The organism is Roseobacter sp. CCS2, from assembly GCF_000169435.1.
Classification (GTDB): Bacteria; Pseudomonadota; Alphaproteobacteria; order Rhodobacterales; family Rhodobacteraceae; genus Yoonia.
Window position 1 is genome coordinate 32,928 of record NZ_AAYB01000001.1, and the last position, 18,639, is coordinate 51,566.

Below are 18,639 nucleotides of genomic sequence, written 5' to 3' on the forward strand. Positions count from 1 at the left end.
AAGGTTCCCCCAATGCAGCACCCTCAGCCCGTTTTTGATACCAATACCAGCGGTGGCAAGGACCTTGGTAATCTGCCCGAATGGGATCTGAGCGATCTTTACCCTGGCACCGACAGTCCAGAGTTGGAACGGGATATGGCATGGCTAGAAAAGGAATGCGCGGCCTTTGCCGTTGACTTTGAAGGTAAGCTGGCCGATCTGGATGCGCCGGGCCTGCTAGGTGCTGTGCAGCGCTATGAACAGATTGATGTGATCGCTGGGCGGATCATGTCATTCGCTGGACTGCGCTATTACCAATGCACGACCGACAGCGACCGCGCCAAATTCATGGCCGACTGTCAGGACAAGATCACAACCTACACAACGCCGCTTGTTTTCTACGGTCTGGAATTCAACCGGCTGGACGATGATCACCTCGCTGATCTGCTCGCTGCCAATGCCGACCTTGCCCGCTATCGACCCGTTTTCGACCGCATGCGCGCAATGAAGCCGCATCAGCTATCCGATGAGCTGGAAAAATTCCTTCACGACCAATCGACGGTCGGTGCTGCGGCGTGGAACCGTCTGTTTGACGAAACGATGGCCGGGCTTAAATTCACTGTCGATGGCGAAACCCTTAGCCTTGAAGCCACGCTCAACCTGCTGACCGAACAAGACCGGAACAAACGCGCGGCAGCAACGCATGCGTTGGCGGAGGTTTTCCAAGATAACATCAAGATCTTCTCGCGGGTGCACAACACGTTGGCCAAGGAAAAGGAAATCGACGACCGCTGGCGCAAGATGCCGACACCGCAAACCGGGCGGCACCTGTCCAATCACGTTGAGGCCGAGGTGGTTGAAGCGCTACGCAACGCGGTGGTCGCGGCCTACCCGCGCCTATCGCACCGCTATTACGCGCTGAAAGCCAAATGGCTAGGGCTGGACCGCATGCAAGTCTGGGACCGCAACGCGCCCTTGCCGATGGAAAGCGATAAGATTGTCGATTGGGACGAGGCAACAAATACTGTGATGGACGCCTACGCTGGTTTTGATCCCAAAATGGCTGAGATCGCAAAGCCGTTCTTTACAGATGGCTGGATTGATGCCGCCGTAAAGCCGGGCAAAGCACCCGGCGCCTTTGCCCACCCCACGGTGACACCAGTGCATCCTTATGTGATGCTGAACTACTTGGGCAAACCGCGTGATGTGATGACATTGGCGCATGAATTAGGCCACGGTGTTCATCAGGTATTGGCCGCAGAGCAAGGCGAATTGCTGTCCTCAACCCCCCTGACGCTGGCCGAAACCGCGTCTGTCTTTGGCGAAATGCTGACTTTCCAAAAAATGCTGGATGGCGCGCAAACCAAAGAAGAACGCAAGATCCTGCTGGCAGGCAAAGTCGAAGACATGATCAACACGGTTGTGCGCCAGATTGCGTTCTATGATTTCGAATGCAAACTCCACGCGGCCCGTGCAGAAGGTGAATTGACACCCGACGACATCAACGCACTGTGGATGTCTGTTCAGGCCGAAAGCCTTGGTCCAGTGTTCGATTTCGCCGAAGGGTATGAAACATTCTGGGCCTACATACCGCACTTCGTGCATTCACCCTTCTATGTCTACGCCTACGCCTTCGGCGACGGGCTCGTGAATGCGCTTTATGCAGTTTATGCCGAAGGTGACCCCGACTTCCGCGAAAAGTACTTTGATATGCTGCGCGCAGGCGGTTCCAAGCACCACAAAGAGTTGCTGGCCCCCTTTGGACTGGACGCATCCGATCCAAAATTCTGGGACAAGGGGCTGGCGATGATCAGCGGCATGATTGACGAATTGGAAGCGATGGAGGAGTGACCGACAAGGTCACCCTTTCACCGCTGACACTTGACCTGACTAAGGCACTGCGCGGTGTCCGCGTCGCTGATAATCAAGTCATGTTTTCGGGCCAACCGTCCGAGGTAATTGATAACCCTGACCCCGATCTGGATATCCATGTGATCCAGTTCGACCGGCAGGTTGTGGGCATGTTCCGGATCGACCGAAGATATCACGACCGCTACCCTTTCGCGCAGGCTGGCACATTGGGTTTGCGGACATTTCTGATTGATCAAAAGATGCAAGGGCATGGCATCGCCACGGCCTGTTGCAAGCAACTGCGCAATTACCTTACAAATCACTACCCGCGCGCCACGGCTGTCTTTTTGACAGTCAACCTCAGCAATCCTGCCGCGCGCAAAGTGTACTTGGCCGGTGGCTTTGTCGATACTGGCGATCAATGGCCCCATGGTGACGCTGGGCCGCAAAACATCCTTAGTTTAGACTTGATCGCCTAATCCAATTCCGTCCACGGCCATGGTTTCACTTCGCTAGCCGCCGTTTGATAGCGCGCGGCCTTGGCCATCCAGACACCCATCGTCGTGCCCATTTCGGCCAATTGCTCGTTCGGTTCTCGCTTATTGATGACCATAATCAAGAACTGTGCGGCGGTCATGATTCCCAGCAACGTACTTGCCATACTCATCAGCACCGCGATGATCACCATATTCAGCAGACGCAGCCAGATATTCTCGTAATCTGTCTCAACCTCGATGTCAGTGTTTTCCTGATCCTGTCCCATCGTCTTCTCCTACGCAGGCTGCGCGCCCGCTGCAAAAACCATATCCATCATGTGCTGTGTGCCACGCGAAAATTCAAGCGGGCATAGGTATTCGGCCCCAGTCTGCACCGAATTGCAGAAGTTTTCCACCTGTAGAACATATTGGTTCACACCCGGCCAGCGTTCGGTTGTCACGGTTTGGGCTGCATTCTCTAACGTCAATGTGGCCGCGTCAAAGACGTCGGCGTTAAAGGGGCAGGTCAGGGTCAAAACACCCTTTTTGCCATGGAAGGTGATCTGTTGTCGGGGGAACATGCGCATCGAAACCGTCGCGGCATAGGTAAAACCGGGGAAATCGGCGGCAACTTGGGCAAAAACATCGACATTATTGTCCAACTGCAGCTTGGCATAGGGAACCGTGTACGGCTCTTGCCCCGTCACAAAACGCGCGGCACCAAAGGTATAGACACCAATGTCGCGCAAACCCCCACCGCCCAGTTCAGGTTTATTTCTGATGTTTGTCGCGTCATCGTTGAAGAAACTGAAAGTCGCATCAACATGCACCAGATCGCCAATCGCACCACCTTGAACCAATTCGCGCGCCCGGATGAATTGCGGGTGGTGCACGATCATATACGCTTCAGCAGCAAGTTTGCCGGATTGATCTCGCGCCGTGATCAGTTGGTCAAATTCATCGGCCTGCAATGTCATTGGCTTTTCACACAGCACATGCTTGCCGGCAGCAAGTGCCTTCAACGACCATTCCACATGCAGGTGGTTGGGTAACGGTATATAAATGGCGTCAATATTTGCATCAGCCAAAAGCGCATCATAGCTATCATGAATCCGCAGACCGGGCGCAAAGGCCTGAAACCCAGCCGCTTTGTCAGCGCTGGATGTTGCCAGCGCCGCAAGTTCAGCGCCCTTTGCAGCATGGATCGCAGGCCCCATGTGTTTTTGGGCAAAATTCGCAGCACCCAAAATGCCCCATCGTATTGGTGTCATAGCCCTCTCCTTGTTGCGCAAAATGCTAGGGCCAACGTTGACGAAAGGGAAATGACGGCGCAAGCAACAAAAAACCCCGACGGACATGCCAGCGGGGTTTTTCGATTTCTCAAGTAAGTTTGGCCTTACGCGTCAGCCAACATACCCTTTTGACGGGCCAGTTCCTGCATTTTCGCTTGCAGCTTTTCGAACGCACGCACTTCGATCTGGCGAATACGTTCGCGGCTAACGTCATATTGACCGCTGAGATCCTCAAGCGTGACTGTCTCTTCTGACAAACGACGCTGCATCAGGATATCTTTCTCACGATCATTCAGCACTTCCATGGCTTCGGCCAAAAGTTCACGACGGGCGGTCAGCTCATCACTCGCTTCATAATCAGCGGCCGTATTTGCGCTTTCATCCTCAAGCCAGTCCTGCCATTGGGCCGCACCTTCGCCATCAGCGCTGACCGTTGCATTCAGCGACGCATCACCACCGGACAAACGACGGTTCATTGAAATGACTTCTTGCTCTGTCACGCCAAGATCATTTGCAATCCGTTCCACGTTTTCAGGGCGTAAATCGCCATCTTCCAACGCGCCAATCCGGTTCTTGGCCTTGCGCAGATTAAAGAACAGTTTCTTTTGCGCAGACGTCGTGCCCAGCTTTACCAATGACCACGACCGCAGGATATACTCCTGAATCGACGCACGGATCCACCACATGGCATAAGTCGCCAAGCGGAAGCCTTTTTCAGGGTCAAAACGCTTCACAGCCTGCATCAGACCGACATTGGCCTCGGAAATCACCTCGGCTTGCGGCAGCCCATAGCCACGGTATCCCATGGCAATCTTGGCTGCCAATCGTAGGTGCGATGTGACCATTTGGTGCGCGGCATCCGTGTCTTCGTGGTCCACCCACCGCTTGGCAAGCATATATTCCTGCTCAGGCTCCAGCATCGGGAACTTACGGATTTCCTGCATGTAACGGTTCAGACCACCCTCTGGGGTTGGTGCTGGTAGATTCTTATAATTACTCACTGTATCTGCCCTCCTATGTATAAAGGCTTAACATGGATATGGTAGCGCTCGCATTGGGTTTCAAGAGGAGCCCTATCCGATTTCCGTAAATTGAATATGAACTATCCGGTTTAGTTTTACGAGGCACATTTTCGTGCGCTCACGCACATGGGATAGAATATTTCAGCCCTAAGAACCAAGAGCGCGCAGTAAATCACGCATATCTTGGGGGATTTCCGCCTCAAATTGCAGAAACTCGCCCGAGACCGGGTGTTCAAAGCCTAAGGTGGCCGCATGCAGCGCCTGACGGGAAAACGCTGCGACGGCCTCAACACCCACCTCGCCAATCGCTTTTTGTGACAGCTTTCGCCGCCCGCCATAAACCGGATCACCAATCAAGGCGTGCCCGCAATGGGCCATATGCACGCGGATTTGGTGGGTGCGCCCTGTTTCCAGCCAACATTCGATCAGCGCAGCACAGGCAGGATTACCAAGCCCCTCAACAATGCGCGACCGTGTCACCGCATGGCGGCCAGCGGTAAAAGACACGGCCTGCCGCTGCCGATCTGTCCGATGACGCCCCAAAAAGGTTTGTATCTTTAGAATATTCCCCGGCTCAAATGATGTCCCCTTGATGCCGCGCAACCGCGGATCGTTCTGGTCCGGCAGACCATAGCAAACCGCCAAATACCGCCGTTCCACCGTATGTGCTGCAAACTGATCCGCCAAATGATGATGGGCACGGTCCGATTTCGCCGCCACTAAAAGCCCGGTGGTTTCCTTATCAATCCGGTGCACAATACCTGGGCGTTTCATGCCACCCACACCCGATAGCGTTTCACCGCAATGATGGATCAGCGCATTCACAAGGGTCCCATTTGGCGTACCGGGGGCAGGATGCACGACCATACCCGCGGGTTTATTGACGACAATCAGATCATCGTCCTCAAACACCACATCCAGCGGAATGTCCTCACCAACAATATGGCTTTCCTCAGCCATGGCGACCGTTACCTCAACCACTGAACCCTCCGCGATCCGGTGGCGCGGGTCCGTCACAACCGCCCCATCGACACTTACAGCACCTTCAGCAATCAGTTTGGCCAACCGTGACCGGCTCAGCGACGCGTCATCAGGCACATCACGGCCCAAGGCTTTGTCCAAACGCGGCGGTGGATTTGCCCCAATTTCAAATGTAATGAGCGTCTCACCCATGATCGTCTCCGGTACTGCATGGGAGGGATGGTACCGCCTCCCCGGCTTGAACGGGGGACCCCTGGTTCCACAAACCAGTGCTCTAACCAACTGAGCTAAGGCGGCAACAGGGCTGATCTAGCGGGATGGGATCACGATTGCAAGTCCCCTAGAACGCAATCTCCCACGTCTCTTCTACCAAATCGACGCCAAAGGAATGTACAGGGACGGCATGGGTGCGGGTCAGGCCGTTGCGGGTATAGATGCGGCCTGCTGCAGCGTGACTTTCATGAGTCCAAAGGGTTAGCCCGGCGTAGCCCGCACCGCGCGCAAAGCCAAGGCATTGATCCAAAAGCGCCTGCGCCACACCTGTCCCGCGCGCAACTTCGACAACGTAAAAAAGCCGAAGTTTGGCGGTCGTCTCATTCTGGCGCACGCAAAAGATGCTGCCCAAACGCTGTTCGCCACGATGTGCGATCCATCCCGCTTCACAGGTGTTATCATGAGCGGCCAGAAAATCGTCGACGATACCGCGCACCAATGGCCCAAAACTGTCGTCAAACCCTTCGACCATGGGGTAATGGGTCGCATGTTCTGACACCAACCAATCGGCGTCATCAGCATCAAAGGGGCGCACGGCAAATTCCATGCTCCATGTTTGCCCGCCCTGCCCTTGCCAATCAAGCCTGCCCCACGCTAGGACTTGATCCATCAGATCAAAGGGACCGTCATGGGTATCAACAAAGAACGCAACATCGAAGCGAACATGCAGATCGGGCCAACCGATCTGGGCATGGTCCGGATATTCATCGAGGCCGACGGGATCGAGATCCCGATGGATTTTGACCCCGAAGAAGCCGATGAAATCGCAGAAGAGATCAAGGCAGCAGCCTTGGCTGCTCGGGCTGTGAAGAAATAGCGCAACCTAAGCGACGCTCCACTTATGGACGATTAGCGGAAGAAGCTCACACTGGCGATTAAACCATAAATGGCAGCTTTTATCCAAATTGTGCCTAAACGTCCCAGAATGCAGCGATTGCTCCAGGCGCATCTTTGCTAGAGTCGAGAATGTTGTCGTCTAACGATACTAATTGGCTGACTATTTTAGAGTAGAAATGCAAAATGAAGTGGTATCAGGTTCAAACGGGTCAATTTGGATATCCTTACCCAAAGGACGATTTTGGTTATCAGGTCATGACATATGATCCATCGCAGGGATGTTCTACCTGTGAAATCGGCAAAGTTCAGAGAGCGCCCTTTCGATTTTTCAAAGAACCGAAGATTACGAACAAAGCTTTCATCGGCTTAAACTGGATTTTTGATGAGGTGTTCACTACGCAAGCAGTCCGCCAGTTGTTAGAGAAGGAGGGATTGTCAGGCATGACTTTTTCCAGTCCGGTCGTGCATAAAACGAATGAAAAACTAAAAGACTGGTGCCAGATGCATGTTAATACGGTCCTACCGCCTGCTATTCTCACTGACGGCATGACCACCGAAACATGCGCTATGCCAGCGGATGAAACGTCATCAAGGTTTCTGAAAGCTACTGGAAGCCGTCTAATGGAAGGGCCGTTCTGCGGTCATGAAAAACTAAACTGGCCACAAGGTACGCCACTGGCTGTTCGGAAGAGTGCGCTTACGAAAGCGCCAGACGTTGTGCGCACTTCAGAATGGTTCGGTAGTGGCGGCAGCGCAAGCCAAGCTATCCTTGTATCTGAGCGCTTTTTCGAAGTGATAAGGCAAAACAAGCTACGCGGGTTGTTCTTCGACGAAGTCAAAATCCTCTGAGGTCAGGCATATCAATACATCTGAATGCAGTGATTAGGCTGTTCTCGAAAATACCAAAGCCCAACTGCAGCCTAGAATGAAAGTAGCGACAGTACTGATATTCATATACCGCGCAGCATTCTTTAAAATGCACTCAAACCAGACTATAAGGGACTAAACCAGACTATAAGGGACTAAACCAACAAACCCCGGATCACGCGCCGCCTGTGCACGTACCGCGGCATGGCGCGCAAATTTCTGGACCATGACCTTGCGCCGCGCCGCTGCCAGCTTTGCTTCAGGCCCCATGCGGATAATTTCGGCATCATAGGCGTCGGCGATGATCAGGCCGGTATCATCCGGCAACAGCTCTGTCGGGAAATCGCTATCGACGGCCCAAAAGAAACGGTCGCACCATTCCAGATAACCTTGCCATTTATGGTCGGACTGAAAATCGGCGCGACTGGACTTGCATTCAATGATCCAAACCTCGCCTTTTGGCCCCAACGCCATGACGTCGACCCGTAAACCGGAAGTCGGCGTCAGTTCCTCAACACTGACAAAATCATGGCTGCGCAGCGCACGCGACACGCCACGGGCCAGCAATTGGCCGGGCATCAGGCGATTGGTGTCGTGATCATCTGGCATGCACAATACCCTGAACAATACGTGAACAAAACGCAAGATAAAATCACTTCACGTGATGCCACATGGTTTCGCAAAGCTAGTCAAGCTGACGTCTGGGCGTATCTGACTGACCCACACAAGCTGACGCTATAGTTTCACAAGTCCACCGAGACATTGGCGTTGGATAAAGGCTGGCATGATCACCTGGCACAGATGCAAGATTCGCTGCATGCTATATGAAGTGGATTGAAGCCGGATAAGGGCCATCGAAACAATGACGCGGCAAGACCTGCTATTGGCAACCCTGCCAATATTTTTCGATATGATTACAGATATTTACGAAAACTTTGTCATATTCGGTTCATCTAATCGAGACAGCTTTGTGACACAAACCAGACGTTTGACGCTAGGTCACCGGGTCAAAAGCCAAAGGATCGTCATCTTTTCGGCAGCTTCATTACCTAAAACTTAAACCAAGCAACAAGGGAATGCGGCCAATGTCACTGTTTACGAATATCACTTTTTTTGAAGTATCCATGGCCCTTCTGTTTATTGGTCTGGCCGAGCGTCTGCTGCTTGGTTACGCCCCTGCCGAAATGGTCGGCGCAAAAGGCTGGCTGATCCGTGGCGACATCGAGGAATAATTAGCTGAAGGCCTTGTCCTTTATCCCCCGCCCGCCTACCTGTTGGGCGACGGGCTCTGCGCCTCTCGTATACCATAGGTACAAATCCAGCGGCCTTACGCAAATCCTCGGGGGCTGGCTCTGTTCGGATCCTGGTCCGTTTACCTGGCGCCCACCTGTACTTACAGGTCCTCAGGATTAGCTACCTCTACGGTTGCCGTGGTCCCCGTCACTTCTCAAATCAGGTTTGACGGCTGGGCGTGTCGTCATAGTTTTCTGGTTGAAATTAGCGCGGTCCTTTTTTTTGCGTAGAATACGCCGCGTGTATGTACCTAGATTATTGAATGACTGCTGTACTGTCCCCAAGAATGTCGAAGTCACATGCACCTGATCCAATGCAACGGCGCGCGCCGGTCTTGGCGTTGGAAAAGGTGGGATTGTGCGCGACTGATAAATACGATCGTCGCGAATTTTTTTACGTAGTTTCGTTTGCTCCACAGCCTTCTGATTGAGGCCTTCTGCGTCGATAGGTTCAAACCGTGTCATCTATCTGCCATGTCCAAATAGTGTTGTCGTGCGCGCTGCTAGGGGCGGCACGCACAGGCAAATAAATGATTGAAGATCAGGGGTTTGTCAGCAAACTAAAGGCATAAAAGCATATAACTCTGGTTTATTTGCCCAATTTTTCGTCGTTAGTCAGCCATTGTCCATCGCAAAACCTAGCGGCGCCTGGACCCCGCCTGAGCCGACACGCGTATAGGGATCAGCGGCCCTCGGAAATCGTCATCATCGTCATCATCATCCTCGGCTTGTGACATGATCACGATGGCAAATTGTACACTACCAAAGATGGTGCCGTTGAAGAACCACAATAGCAGGATCGCAAGCCAACCAATGTCTGAACCCGCGATCAGCGATCCCAGCCCGGCCACGTTCTGCCAAAGGATAAGCGCCACAAATACAGCAGACAGCACAAACCCGACAGCACAGTGCCGCAGATAAAGACGCATTAAATCGGGTTCATTTTCTGGACGCATTTGCGATCCTCCTGACCATTAAGCATAGGCGGCGGATGCCTGATGGCAAATCACGATGTGCGGTTAAACGCTTCTGGCTGGGCTTCGCGTGCCATGTGATCCAGCACAGCGTTGACGAATTTCGGCTCTTTGCCATCTGCGGAAAATGCCTCGGCGACACTCACAAATTCACTGATGACCACCTTGGGCGGCGTGTCCTGAAGCGTCAGCTCAGCCCCCGCCGCACGGAAAAGCGCGCGCCACGTCGGGTCAATCCGGGCAATCGGCCATTTGGCAACCAGCGCACGGTCAGTCAACTGGTCAATCGCGGCCTGATCATCGACCGCCTTTTCCATCAGCGCGCGAAAGGTATCCACATCGCCTTCGGTCATCTCACCTTCGTCATAGACGGCACCCAGCCGATGATCTTCAAACTCGCGCGTGACCTGATCGACCGTCTGGCCCGACGCCTCCATCTGGAACAGCGCCTGAACAGCATAAAGCCGGGCGGCCGATTTCATCTTGCGCTTTTTGTTGTTCGAAAGGGTCATATGGTGGTCTTATTGTCCGTATCGCCAGCCATCAGAATTTCGCGGGTGAACCCCACGGTTTTCTCGGCTTTGCCCCACTTACGGGCGAGTGCGATCAGGTGCAAGGCCGCAGCGGCGGCACCGCCGCCTTTGTTCATCTCGCCCGGGTTAGCGCGCACCTCAGCTTGGGCGCGGTTCTCGACCGTCAGGATACCATTGCCGATGCAAAGCCCCTGTAACCCCAGCAATTGGATCGCGCGGCTGCTGTCGTTGCAAACCGTGTCATAATGGGTCGTCTCGCCCCGGATCACGCAGCCCAAGGCCACGTAGCCGTCAAAGTTGCTCATCCGTTCGGCAATCCCGATGGCCGTCGGGATTTCCAGTGCGCCGGGGACTTCGACCAGATCCCATGTCGCACCTGCCTTTTCAATTTCTGACTTTGCCCCGGCAATCTGATTATCCGAGATATCTTTGTAGTAGGGCGAGGCCACGATCAGAATCTTCACCGGTTTATCAAACTCAGGCAGCGGCATGATGTAGTGGGATGGTCCGGCCATTATCCGATCTCCGAGATTTTGCGCGTACCGACGATTTCTAGCCCGTAAGCATCAAGGCCAACCACCTTGGGTTGGGGTGAGTTCGTCAATAGTTCGATTTCATGCAGGCCAAGCGAGCTGAGGATCTGCGCGCCCAACCCATACTGGCGCAACGTTTGTGGTGAGGCTTCTTCGCTCGGATCCAGCTTCATATGCACATCGCGCAACAACACCAACGCCCCGCGGCCTTCATCCGCGATCAGCTTCATCGCATCACCAAACTCGTCCCGCCGCCCGTTGGGACCAACGCCAACGACGTCCAGCATTGGGTCCATCGCGTGCATACGCACCAAAACAGGTCCATCCGTTGTGATATCGCCTTTGATCAGCGCGATGTGCTCAGCCCCTTGGGTTTCATCGGTGTAGATGCGCAATTCCCATGCGCCGCCAAACTCTGACTGGATGGTACTGGTTTCGCGAACTCGCACCAAATTGTCATGGCGGCGGCGATAGGCGATCAGGTCACTGATCGTGCCGATCTTGAGGTTGTGTAGCTGGGCAAAGGCAATCAGGTCCGGCAAGCGCGCCATTTCGCCATCTTCTTTCATGATCTCGCAGATCACACCCGATGGGTTCAGGCCAGCAAGGCGGGAAATATCAACGGCTGCTTCGGTATGGCCCGCACGCACTAGCACGCCACCGTCGCGGGCGCGCAGCGGAAAGACGTGACCGGGGGTGGCAATATCAGCCGCACCTTTGGAGGCATCAATCGCCGTCGCAACAGTGCGCGCCCGGTCATGGGCGGATATGCCGGTGCTGACGCCCTCACGCGCCTCAATGCTGACGGTAAAGGCGGTTTCATGGCGGGACGAGTTATGCGAGGCCATCAACGGTAGACCCAGCGCATCAATGCGTTCGCCGGGCAACGTCAGGCAGATCAAACCGCGGCCATGCTTGGCCATGAAATTAATCGCATCCGGTGTTGCCATTTGGGCCGGGATCACAAGATCACCCTCGTTTTCGCGGTCTTCATGATCGACCAGCACAAACATCTTGCCGTTGCGGGCGTCTTCGATGATGTCCTCGATCTTGCTAATCGCATCAGACCAGTCTTGTTCGACTGGGCCGGGGGTTTCGAATGCACTGTTCATGGGTGTCTCCGCAGCGGTGTTGCCAAAGGCAGATAGCCCAGTGCAGGGGCTTTGGAAAGTAACTAAGGACGCTGTGACGTAAGGTGGATCATGATCCACCTTACTTTGAAAAGAACTGATCTGCCTGCAAATAGCCTGCGGTGCGTGCCGCTTCCGCCCACTCACGTTCAAACGCTGTATCACCGACGATCACAAAACGGTCCGCAGGGTATCCACGCGCGGTAATCATGGCGCGCATTTGATCCCGCATATCAGCCCAACTGGCGTTAAAGGCCGGGGCCGCATATGCGCCCAAAAGCCCCGGTAGATTGCCCAGATGTGTTGGCGTCACCGGCCGATGTGCGACACCGGTACACTGCGTCCGGGCCAATCCAGCAAGCTTTTCAGCCCTCGCTGGCGGCATCACCTGCCCGTCCCGCAAGACCTGCAAAGCGTTGTTCGAGAAAAGAAAGCCAATCAGATCATGACCAGAACTTGCCCTGATCCCGGCATAGGTCTGATAGGGGAGACCCAACTCTGCCGCGCGCCGCACCCGCAGGCGTACAACTTCGATGGGCAACGTTGGCAGCAGGTCTTTACGGGCCTTCGTCCATACATGTTTGCGCCAGCTTTTGCCCGGCTCATCCACCCGGCCCGCGTTATGTCCTATACCTGCCGTCATTCCATCATCCATCCGATATCGCGCATCGCAGCTTTGCGCGCGGCATCTTCGCTGTCAAATATCGCAGGCGGCGCAGCCGACAAATAACGCCAGCCATGCCCGTCTTCGGGATCGCGCCTGCATTCACGATAGGCAAACTGCCCATCGGATAGGCGGATGATATCGACACAACGGTCCCCTGACGCATCTTCAATTGACGCAAGGACCAACGGTTTCATCAGCCATAGTCCCGCAGTCGGGCCACGTAACGCGCCATCGTATCAATTTCGAGATTGATGTGATCACCGACACTTGTATCGCCCCAAGTCGTGGCTGCCTTGGTATGCGGGATAAAGTTGATCCCAAAATCGACGCCATCCACTTCGTTGACCGTCAGCGAGGTGCCATTAAGCGCGACAGATCCTTTGGGCGCAATAAATTTGGCAAGATCGCCGGGCGTACGGAAGGTCACGCGCGTGCTGTCGCCTTCATCCGTCATCGCGACGACCTCGGCCACACCATCGACATGGCCCGACACAATGTGTCCGCCCAGTTCATCCCCGACCTTCAGTGCGCGCTCAAGGTTCAGACGCACGCCCAAAGCCCAGTCGCCCACATTTGTTGCACCCACGGTTTCAGCCGAAATTTCTACATCGAACCAGTTCTGCGGCGCGCTGCCCAGCGCGATTACAGTCAGGCAGACCCCGTTGCACGCGATTGACGCGCCAATATCGATCCCCCCGATATCATAGCCGGTCCCAATCCGCGCACGCAGATCGCCGCGTTGTTCCAGTTCCAACACTTTGCCAATGTCTGTGATAATTCCTGTGAACATGCCTGATGGTCCCTTATGTCATTGCCTCTGACCTAGCGTTTCAGAACGACCCCGACAAGCCGCAGGCTTGCCAGAATGCCCTATTCAAGGCAGTAAGGTATATCTGTTTGTTCAAGATTGCCCTGATGTCACACGCCAAAGCCTATCTTTTCCTGCAAGGCCCGCATGGTCCGTTCTTTCGCCAGTTGGGTGATATGCTGCGCAAGGCAGACGCTACCATCTGGCGCGTGGGGTTTAATGCAGGCGACGCGGCTTTTTGGGGGCGTGCGTCCGGGTACATTCCGTTTCAGGGTGATGCAGCTGACTGGCCCGTCACATTGGCCCAAATTATTACTGAACACGCGATCACCGATATTGTGCTGTATGGCGATACCCGTCCAATCCATGCCGAAGCCGTGCAGCAAGCCAAAGCGCTTGGTCTGCGGGTCCATGTGTTTGAGGAAGGCTATCTGCGCCCTTATTGGGTCACTTACGAACGTGGCGGCAGCAACGGCCATTCGCGCCTCATGGATTTTTCGGTGGCGGATATGCGCGACCGTCTGGCGCGCTCTGACATCGACATGCCGACACCACCGGCCCATTGGGGCGATATGCGCCAGCATATTTTTTATGGCGCCGCCTATCATTGGTTCGTGATGTTCCGAAACAGGCGCTATCCCGGTTTCAAACCGCATCGCGCCCTGCCAGTACACCAAGAGGCGTTGCTTTATACCAAGCGCCTGTTGTTGATGCCTGTCATGGGGCTGCACAGGCGTTGGGCGACGCATCGGATCAGGGCCGGAGGATACCCCTATCACATAGCCCTGCTGCAGTTGGAACATGATGCCAGTTTTCAGGCGCATTCATCATTTGCAAACATGCAATCTTTCATCACCGAGGTGATCGTCGGCTTTGCCGATGGGGCCCCAGCCCACCATCATCTTGTGTTCAAAGCGCACCCTTTGGAAAATGGTCAATCACCGCTTCGCCAGATGATCCGTCGGATTGCAGCCGAACAAGGTATCGCCACCCGCACGCATTATCTGCGTGGGGGTAAGCTGGCGCAAATCCTGAACGATGCCCGCTCTGCGGTGACGGTCAATTCGACGTCCGGTCAACAAGCGCTTTGGCGCGGTATTCCGCTAAAGGCGTTTGGCACGGCGGTTTTTTCAAAACCAGAGTTTGTGTCGGACCAGCCTTTGCCAGCATTCTTTGCCGCACCACAGCGCCCTGATGCGCAGGCTTACCGCGAATATCGGCAGTTTCTTTTGGAAACCAGTCAGGTCCCAGGTGGCTTTTATTCTGCTTCAGGCCGGCAACAGCTGTTGCGCGAACTGGTCGACAGAATGCTGGATGACCAAGACCCTTATGATGCCTTGCTTGCCCAACAAACGGGTGGGGTCCCGCCATTGCGCGTTGTACGCGACACGGCTGTGCCATAGTTAACAATAGATGACACAAGATGCGCGCCAAAACCTTTATGTCTATAACGGCGGCCTGCTGACCAAAGGCCGCGTCAGGCGCATTATTGAACTGGCGGGTTATAACATCAAAATCGGTGCGCCCGGCGACGGTGATCTGGTCGGCGTCTGGGGTCACAGCCCCACATCCCCGCGCGGTGAGGCGATGGCCGAGATCAAGAACAGTCCCTTGTTGCGCATTGAAGACAGCTTTCTACGCTCTGTCGGTCTGGGCCGGGATGGCTATCCCCCCATCGGGCTGAATATTGATCGCAAGGGCGCGCATTATGATCCCAAAACGCCATCCGATCTTGAGATTATCTTGACCGAAGATCCGCTTGATAACACCGCGCTTCTAAACCGTGCACGTGCCGGTATTGCAGCCCTGAAATCGGATCATATTTCAAAATACAATCGCTTTGATCCAGCCTTGCCAGCGCCTGAACCGGGATATGTCTTGGTGATTGATCAATCCAGACAGGACGCGTCGATCAAAGTCTGCGGTGCCGACAGCAACACCTTTCGCGAAATGCTGTTCTATGCCCAGACCGAACATCCCGGCACGCAGATTATCATCAAATCGCACCCGGAAATGGTAGCAGGGCACCGCCAAGGATATTTCACACAAAAAGACAGCAGCGCCCAGATTGCGTTCGCAGACCATAATGTATCGCCCTGGGCGCTTCTGGATGGCGCAATCGCGGTCTATACCGTAAGCTCACAACTGGGGTTCGAGGCGATCTTGGCTGGACATAAGCCGGTTGTGTTCGGACAACCTTTCTACTGTGGATGGGGGTTAAGCGATGATCGAACCCCTGTGCAACGACGCCAGCGCAACCTGACGCGCGCGCAGCTTTTTGCAGGTGCGATGATCCTTTACCCTACATGGTACGACCCGTTTCATGACAGATTGTGCAGCTATGAAGAGGCCGCAGCGACACTGACAGTCGCGGCCAACGCATGGCGGGATGATTACGTTGGCTGGGTGGCTGCCGATATGCGGATGTGGAAGCGCAAGCCGCTGCAAGCGTTTTTTGGCACCCCGCGTCCTGTTTCCTTCGTGTCAGGCAAAAAGGCAAAAGCCCGTGCAGATGCAAAGGAACGCCGCCTGATGCGGTGGGCCACAGCACCGGCTGATGATGCGATTTTGATAGAAGACGGTTTTTTGCGCTCACGCGGTCTGGGGGCTGATCTGATCGACCCACTTAGCCTCGTGTTAGACGACACCGGTATCTATTACGATGCGACCCGACCCAGCCTGCTTGAAAACCTGATCAATACCTCGGACAAATTGAATGAAAGTGCACGGCTGCGCGCAACCGCATTGATTGACAGGATCATTGAGGCACGGCTTTCAAAATATAACCTGACGACCAAACCACTGCCGGAACTGCCCAAGGGCCGCCGTATCCTCGTGCCCGGGCAGGTCGAAGATGACGCATCCATAAAGCTTGGCACATCAGAGGTGGCCGATAACCTTACGCTGTTGGAAATCACACGCAAGGCCAATCCCGCGGCTGTGATTATCTATAAACCACACCCCGACGTCGAAGCCGGATTGCGCCCGGGCCGTGTCCCTAATGCTGCCGAACTGGCTGATGTTGTTCTGACCAAGGCAGACCCCATCGACGCCATTGAAGCGGTGGATGAGGTTTGGACGATGACGTCCTTACTGGGGTTTGAAGCCTTGTTGCGCGCCAAGAAAGTGACCTGTCTTGGCACCCCCTTCTACGCCGGTTGGGGATTAACCGATGACCGGGCCATGCCGATTGAGCGCAGGCAGGCACGTATTGATCTGCCAGCTTTGGTGCACGCCACATTGATCGCTTATCCGCGCTACCGCGATCCTGTGACCGGATTGCCATGCCCGGTTGAAGTGATCGTAGACCGTATTGAAAACAACGACTTGCCCAAGGCAGGGCTGTTCAACCGCAGCCTTGCAAAACTTCAAGGTGTCTTTGCCAGCTATGCGTTTTTATGGCGTTAGGGTTCGATCTCGTCACCGGGTGACTTGGACCAGACATGACAAATATCGCCGCCAATGGGTCTGACGCTTTCCAATGCAAAACGTGGCGCGCCGATCAATTGATCAACGCCCATCGCCGCCAGCATGGGCGTGCCTTCTGCCCCAATTGCAGCCCCGGCAGAAAAGACAACCAACTGATCGACCAAACCCGCGTTCAACAGCGAGGCCGCAAACATACCCCCGCCTTCGCAAAAAACGCGGGTGATCCCCTGGTCGGCCAATGTAGTCATGATCGCATGCGGGTCCACTTGGTTGGCAGCGGTGGCACAGGGCAAGCTGACGGCCCCTTTTGCGGTCCAGCCCGCAACATCAGCCTCTGGCCCGTGGCAAAGCCATACCGGCGTATCCCGCGCGGTTTGTGCCAATTGGCTGGTAACCGGAATTTTCAGTGCCCGCGAAACCACAACCCGCACTGGCTGATGGACAATCCCCAGACCACGCACCGTCAGCGACGGATCATCGGCCCGCACCGTCCCTGCCCCGACCATCACGGCATCATGGCGCGCACGCATCATATGAACCATGCGCCGCGCCTCTGGTCCGGTGATCCACTGACTTTCACCGGTCGCCGTTGCGATACGGCCATCAAGCGTGCCAGCCAGCTTTAGCGTCACAAAGGGCCGTCCTTGTGTAATGCGCGACAGGAACCCCGCATGGTCGCGCGCGGCCGCTTTGTTGCCCACGCCACAATCCACTTGCACGCCTGCATCACGCAGCATCGCAATACCGCGACCATTGACACGTTCGTCCGGATCATCCGCTGCGATAACCACCCGGGCGACATTGGCCTTGATCAGCGCATTGGAACAGGGCGGGGTTTTGCCATGATGGGCACAAGGTTCCAGCGTGACATACACGGTAGCACCATCTGCCGCAGAACCCGCCTGCGCCAAGGCAATCGCCTCTGCATGGGGGCGTCCGCCATCGGCGGTCCAGCCGCGACCGACGATGTTGCAGTCGTTCACGATCACACAACCAACAGCAGGATTAGGCCAGACACGCCCCATACCGCGCCGCCCCAGCATCAGGGCCAGCGCCATAAAGCGTGCGTCCGCTTGGGGGGTCACGCGTCGTCTTCGTCTTTGCTGTCGGGGCGCAGTTCACTGACGAACTTATCGAAATCATCTGCGGCTTGGAAGTTTTTGTAAACACTCGCAAAACGCACGTAAGCGACCGTATCAATACGGGCGAGGCTTTCCATCACGATCTCACCAATGGTCCCAGACGGAATATCCGTTTCACCCATGCTTTCCAGACGGCGGACGATACCGCTGATCATCTGATCAATACGCTCTGGTTCGACCGGGCGCTTTTGCAGGGCAATACGGATTGAACGTTCCAGTTTTGGCCGATCAAAATCTTCGCGGCGTCCGTTGGTTTTGATGACCACAAGGTCGCGTAATTGCACACGTTCATAGGTTGTAAAACGACCACCGCAGGCGGGGCAAAAACGGCGGCGCCGAATGGCGACGTGATCTTCGGCCGGGCGGCTGTCTTTGACCTGTGTGTCAACATTTCCGCAAAATGGGCAACGCATGTTCAGTCCTCATTGTTCCTGCTGGGGTCTATGGCTTGTATCGCTGCCCCATTTATCCACAGGCACTATATGAGCGCGCGTAGGTTTTGGGTAGAGGTGAAATGCAGCCGCAAGATGCGGGGCGCTGATGTTGCGGATCG

At 55.0% G+C, this 18,639-nt stretch carries 22 protein-coding genes and 1 tRNA gene; 7 read left to right on the forward strand and 16 right to left on the reverse strand.

Annotation, left to right across the window (positions count from 1 at the left end):
• Positions 1-12: 12 nt before the first annotated feature.
• Together RCCS2_RS00195 and RCCS2_RS00200 are read left to right on the forward strand one after the other, a co-directional pair.
• Positions 13-1,830, forward strand: coding sequence for a M3 family oligoendopeptidase (locus RCCS2_RS00195; protein ID WP_008230411.1), 1,818 nt, complete (start codon positions 13-15; stop codon positions 1,828-1,830).
• Entirely contained in the window at positions 1,827-2,309 is a 483-nt protein-coding gene (locus RCCS2_RS00200; RefSeq protein ID WP_008230412.1) for a GNAT family N-acetyltransferase, read from the forward strand. Before RCCS2_RS00195 ends, RCCS2_RS00200 begins: the two co-directional genes overlap by 4 nt.
• Here the strand turns inward: RCCS2_RS00200 and RCCS2_RS00205 are convergent.
• The 6 genes from RCCS2_RS00205 to RCCS2_RS00230 all read right to left on the reverse strand — a co-directional run bounded on the left by RCCS2_RS00205 (position 2,306) and on the right by RCCS2_RS00230 (position 6,421).
• Positions 2,306-2,593 (reverse strand): DUF4389 domain-containing protein, encoded by a 288-nt coding sequence (locus RCCS2_RS00205; RefSeq protein ID WP_008230414.1) that lies wholly within the window; start codon positions 2,591-2,593, stop codon positions 2,306-2,308. The genes RCCS2_RS00200 and RCCS2_RS00205 overlap by 4 nt on opposite strands.
• Positions 2,594-2,602: 9 nt before the next feature.
• Positions 2,603-3,577: a Gfo/Idh/MocA family protein gene (locus RCCS2_RS00210; RefSeq protein ID WP_008230416.1), complete on the reverse strand. Its 975-nt coding sequence runs from the start codon at positions 3,575-3,577 to the stop codon at positions 2,603-2,605.
• A gap of 125 nt (positions 3,578-3,702) precedes the next feature.
• Positions 3,703-4,599, reverse strand: coding sequence for an RNA polymerase sigma factor RpoH (gene rpoH / locus RCCS2_RS00215; RefSeq protein ID WP_008230418.1), 897 nt, complete (start codon positions 4,597-4,599; stop codon positions 3,703-3,705).
• A 168-nt stretch (positions 4,600-4,767) separates the two neighbouring features.
• A complete protein-coding gene (locus RCCS2_RS00220; protein ID WP_008230420.1) occupies positions 4,768-5,793 on the reverse strand; it encodes an RluA family pseudouridine synthase in 1,026 nt (341 codons plus the stop codon).
• Between the two features lie 28 nt (positions 5,794-5,821).
• Positions 5,822-5,898 (reverse strand) — tRNA-His (locus RCCS2_RS00225).
• A gap of 43 nt (positions 5,899-5,941) precedes the next feature.
• Positions 5,942-6,421, reverse strand: a complete 480-nt coding sequence (locus RCCS2_RS00230; RefSeq protein ID WP_008230422.1) for a GNAT family N-acetyltransferase — start codon at positions 6,419-6,421, stop codon at positions 5,942-5,944.
• A gap of 81 nt (positions 6,422-6,502) precedes the next feature.
• Between RCCS2_RS00230 and RCCS2_RS00235 the strand changes: the two genes are divergently transcribed.
• On the forward strand, positions 6,503-6,691 hold the full coding sequence (locus RCCS2_RS00235; RefSeq protein WP_037292936.1) for a DUF6324 family protein: 189 nt from the start codon (positions 6,503-6,505) through the stop codon (positions 6,689-6,691).
• A gap of 203 nt (positions 6,692-6,894) precedes the next feature.
• The gene (locus tag RCCS2_RS00240; protein WP_008230424.1) at positions 6,895-7,560 is read left to right on the forward strand and encodes a hypothetical protein; all 666 of its coding nucleotides are present in this window, start codon (positions 6,895-6,897) and stop codon (positions 7,558-7,560) included.
• 153 nt (positions 7,561-7,713) lie between these two features.
• Here RCCS2_RS00240 and RCCS2_RS00245 read toward each other — a convergent pair whose 3' ends face one another.
• Positions 7,714-8,187 (reverse strand): MmcB family DNA repair protein, encoded by a 474-nt coding sequence (locus tag RCCS2_RS00245; protein ID WP_008230425.1) that lies wholly within the window; start codon positions 8,185-8,187, stop codon positions 7,714-7,716.
• A 476-nt stretch (positions 8,188-8,663) separates the two neighbouring features.
• Between RCCS2_RS00245 and RCCS2_RS18485 the strand changes: the two genes are divergently transcribed.
• Positions 8,664-8,810 (forward strand): hypothetical protein, encoded by a 147-nt coding sequence (locus RCCS2_RS18485; RefSeq protein WP_198007018.1) that lies wholly within the window; start codon positions 8,664-8,666, stop codon positions 8,808-8,810.
• 698 nt (positions 8,811-9,508) lie between these two features.
• On the opposite strand, the gene RCCS2_RS00255 is transcribed toward RCCS2_RS18485, so the two are convergent.
• The 7 genes from RCCS2_RS00255 to RCCS2_RS00285 all read right to left on the reverse strand — a co-directional run bounded on the left by RCCS2_RS00255 (position 9,509) and on the right by RCCS2_RS00285 (position 13,497).
• The gene (locus tag RCCS2_RS00255) at positions 9,509-9,826 is read right to left on the reverse strand and encodes a hypothetical protein (RefSeq protein ID WP_008230432.1); all 318 of its coding nucleotides are present in this window, start codon (positions 9,824-9,826) and stop codon (positions 9,509-9,511) included.
• A gap of 50 nt (positions 9,827-9,876) precedes the next feature.
• Positions 9,877-10,356, reverse strand: coding sequence for a transcription antitermination factor NusB (nusB, locus tag RCCS2_RS00260; protein ID WP_008230433.1), 480 nt, complete (start codon positions 10,354-10,356; stop codon positions 9,877-9,879).
• Positions 10,353-10,892: a 6,7-dimethyl-8-ribityllumazine synthase gene (locus RCCS2_RS00265; protein ID WP_008230434.1), complete on the reverse strand. Its 540-nt coding sequence runs from the start codon at positions 10,890-10,892 to the stop codon at positions 10,353-10,355. Before RCCS2_RS00265 ends, nusB begins: the two co-directional genes overlap by 4 nt.
• A complete protein-coding gene (ribB, locus tag RCCS2_RS00270) occupies positions 10,892-12,022 on the reverse strand; it encodes a 3,4-dihydroxy-2-butanone-4-phosphate synthase (RefSeq protein ID WP_008230435.1) in 1,131 nt (376 codons plus the stop codon). The genes RCCS2_RS00265 and ribB overlap by 1 nt, the downstream gene beginning before the upstream one ends.
• 100 nt (positions 12,023-12,122) lie before the next feature.
• Positions 12,123-12,683 (reverse strand): hypothetical protein, encoded by a 561-nt coding sequence (locus tag RCCS2_RS00275; RefSeq protein ID WP_037293292.1) that lies wholly within the window; start codon positions 12,681-12,683, stop codon positions 12,123-12,125.
• A complete protein-coding gene (locus RCCS2_RS00280) occupies positions 12,680-12,901 on the reverse strand; it encodes a hypothetical protein (protein WP_008230437.1) in 222 nt (73 codons plus the stop codon). The genes RCCS2_RS00275 and RCCS2_RS00280 overlap by 4 nt, the downstream gene beginning before the upstream one ends.
• Positions 12,901-13,497 carry a riboflavin synthase gene (locus RCCS2_RS00285; RefSeq protein WP_008230438.1) on the reverse strand — a complete coding sequence of 199 codons (597 nt, stop codon included), beginning with the start codon at positions 13,495-13,497 and terminating at the stop codon, positions 12,901-12,903. The genes RCCS2_RS00280 and RCCS2_RS00285 overlap by 1 nt, the downstream gene beginning before the upstream one ends.
• A gap of 125 nt (positions 13,498-13,622) precedes the next feature.
• Here RCCS2_RS00285 and RCCS2_RS00290 point away from each other — a divergent pair, with 125 nt between their 5' ends.
• Positions 13,623-14,918 carry a capsule biosynthesis protein gene (locus RCCS2_RS00290; protein WP_037293295.1) on the forward strand — a complete coding sequence of 432 codons (1,296 nt, stop codon included), beginning with the start codon at positions 13,623-13,625 and terminating at the stop codon, positions 14,916-14,918.
• A gap of 10 nt (positions 14,919-14,928) precedes the next feature.
• The gene (locus RCCS2_RS00295; RefSeq protein ID WP_008230440.1) at positions 14,929-16,923 is read left to right on the forward strand and encodes a capsular polysaccharide biosynthesis protein; all 1,995 of its coding nucleotides are present in this window, start codon (positions 14,929-14,931) and stop codon (positions 16,921-16,923) included.
• On the opposite strand, the gene ribD is transcribed toward RCCS2_RS00295, so the two are convergent.
• Together ribD and nrdR are read right to left on the reverse strand one after the other, a co-directional pair.
• Entirely contained in the window at positions 16,920-18,029 is a 1,110-nt protein-coding gene (ribD, locus tag RCCS2_RS00300) for a bifunctional diaminohydroxyphosphoribosylaminopyrimidine deaminase/5-amino-6-(5-phosphoribosylamino)uracil reductase RibD (protein WP_008230441.1), read from the reverse strand. The genes RCCS2_RS00295 and ribD overlap by 4 nt on opposite strands.
• On the reverse strand, positions 18,026-18,499 hold the full coding sequence (nrdR, locus tag RCCS2_RS00305; RefSeq protein ID WP_008230443.1) for a transcriptional regulator NrdR: 474 nt from the start codon (positions 18,497-18,499) through the stop codon (positions 18,026-18,028). Before nrdR ends, ribD begins: the two co-directional genes overlap by 4 nt.
• Positions 18,500-18,639 lie beyond the last annotated feature (140 nt).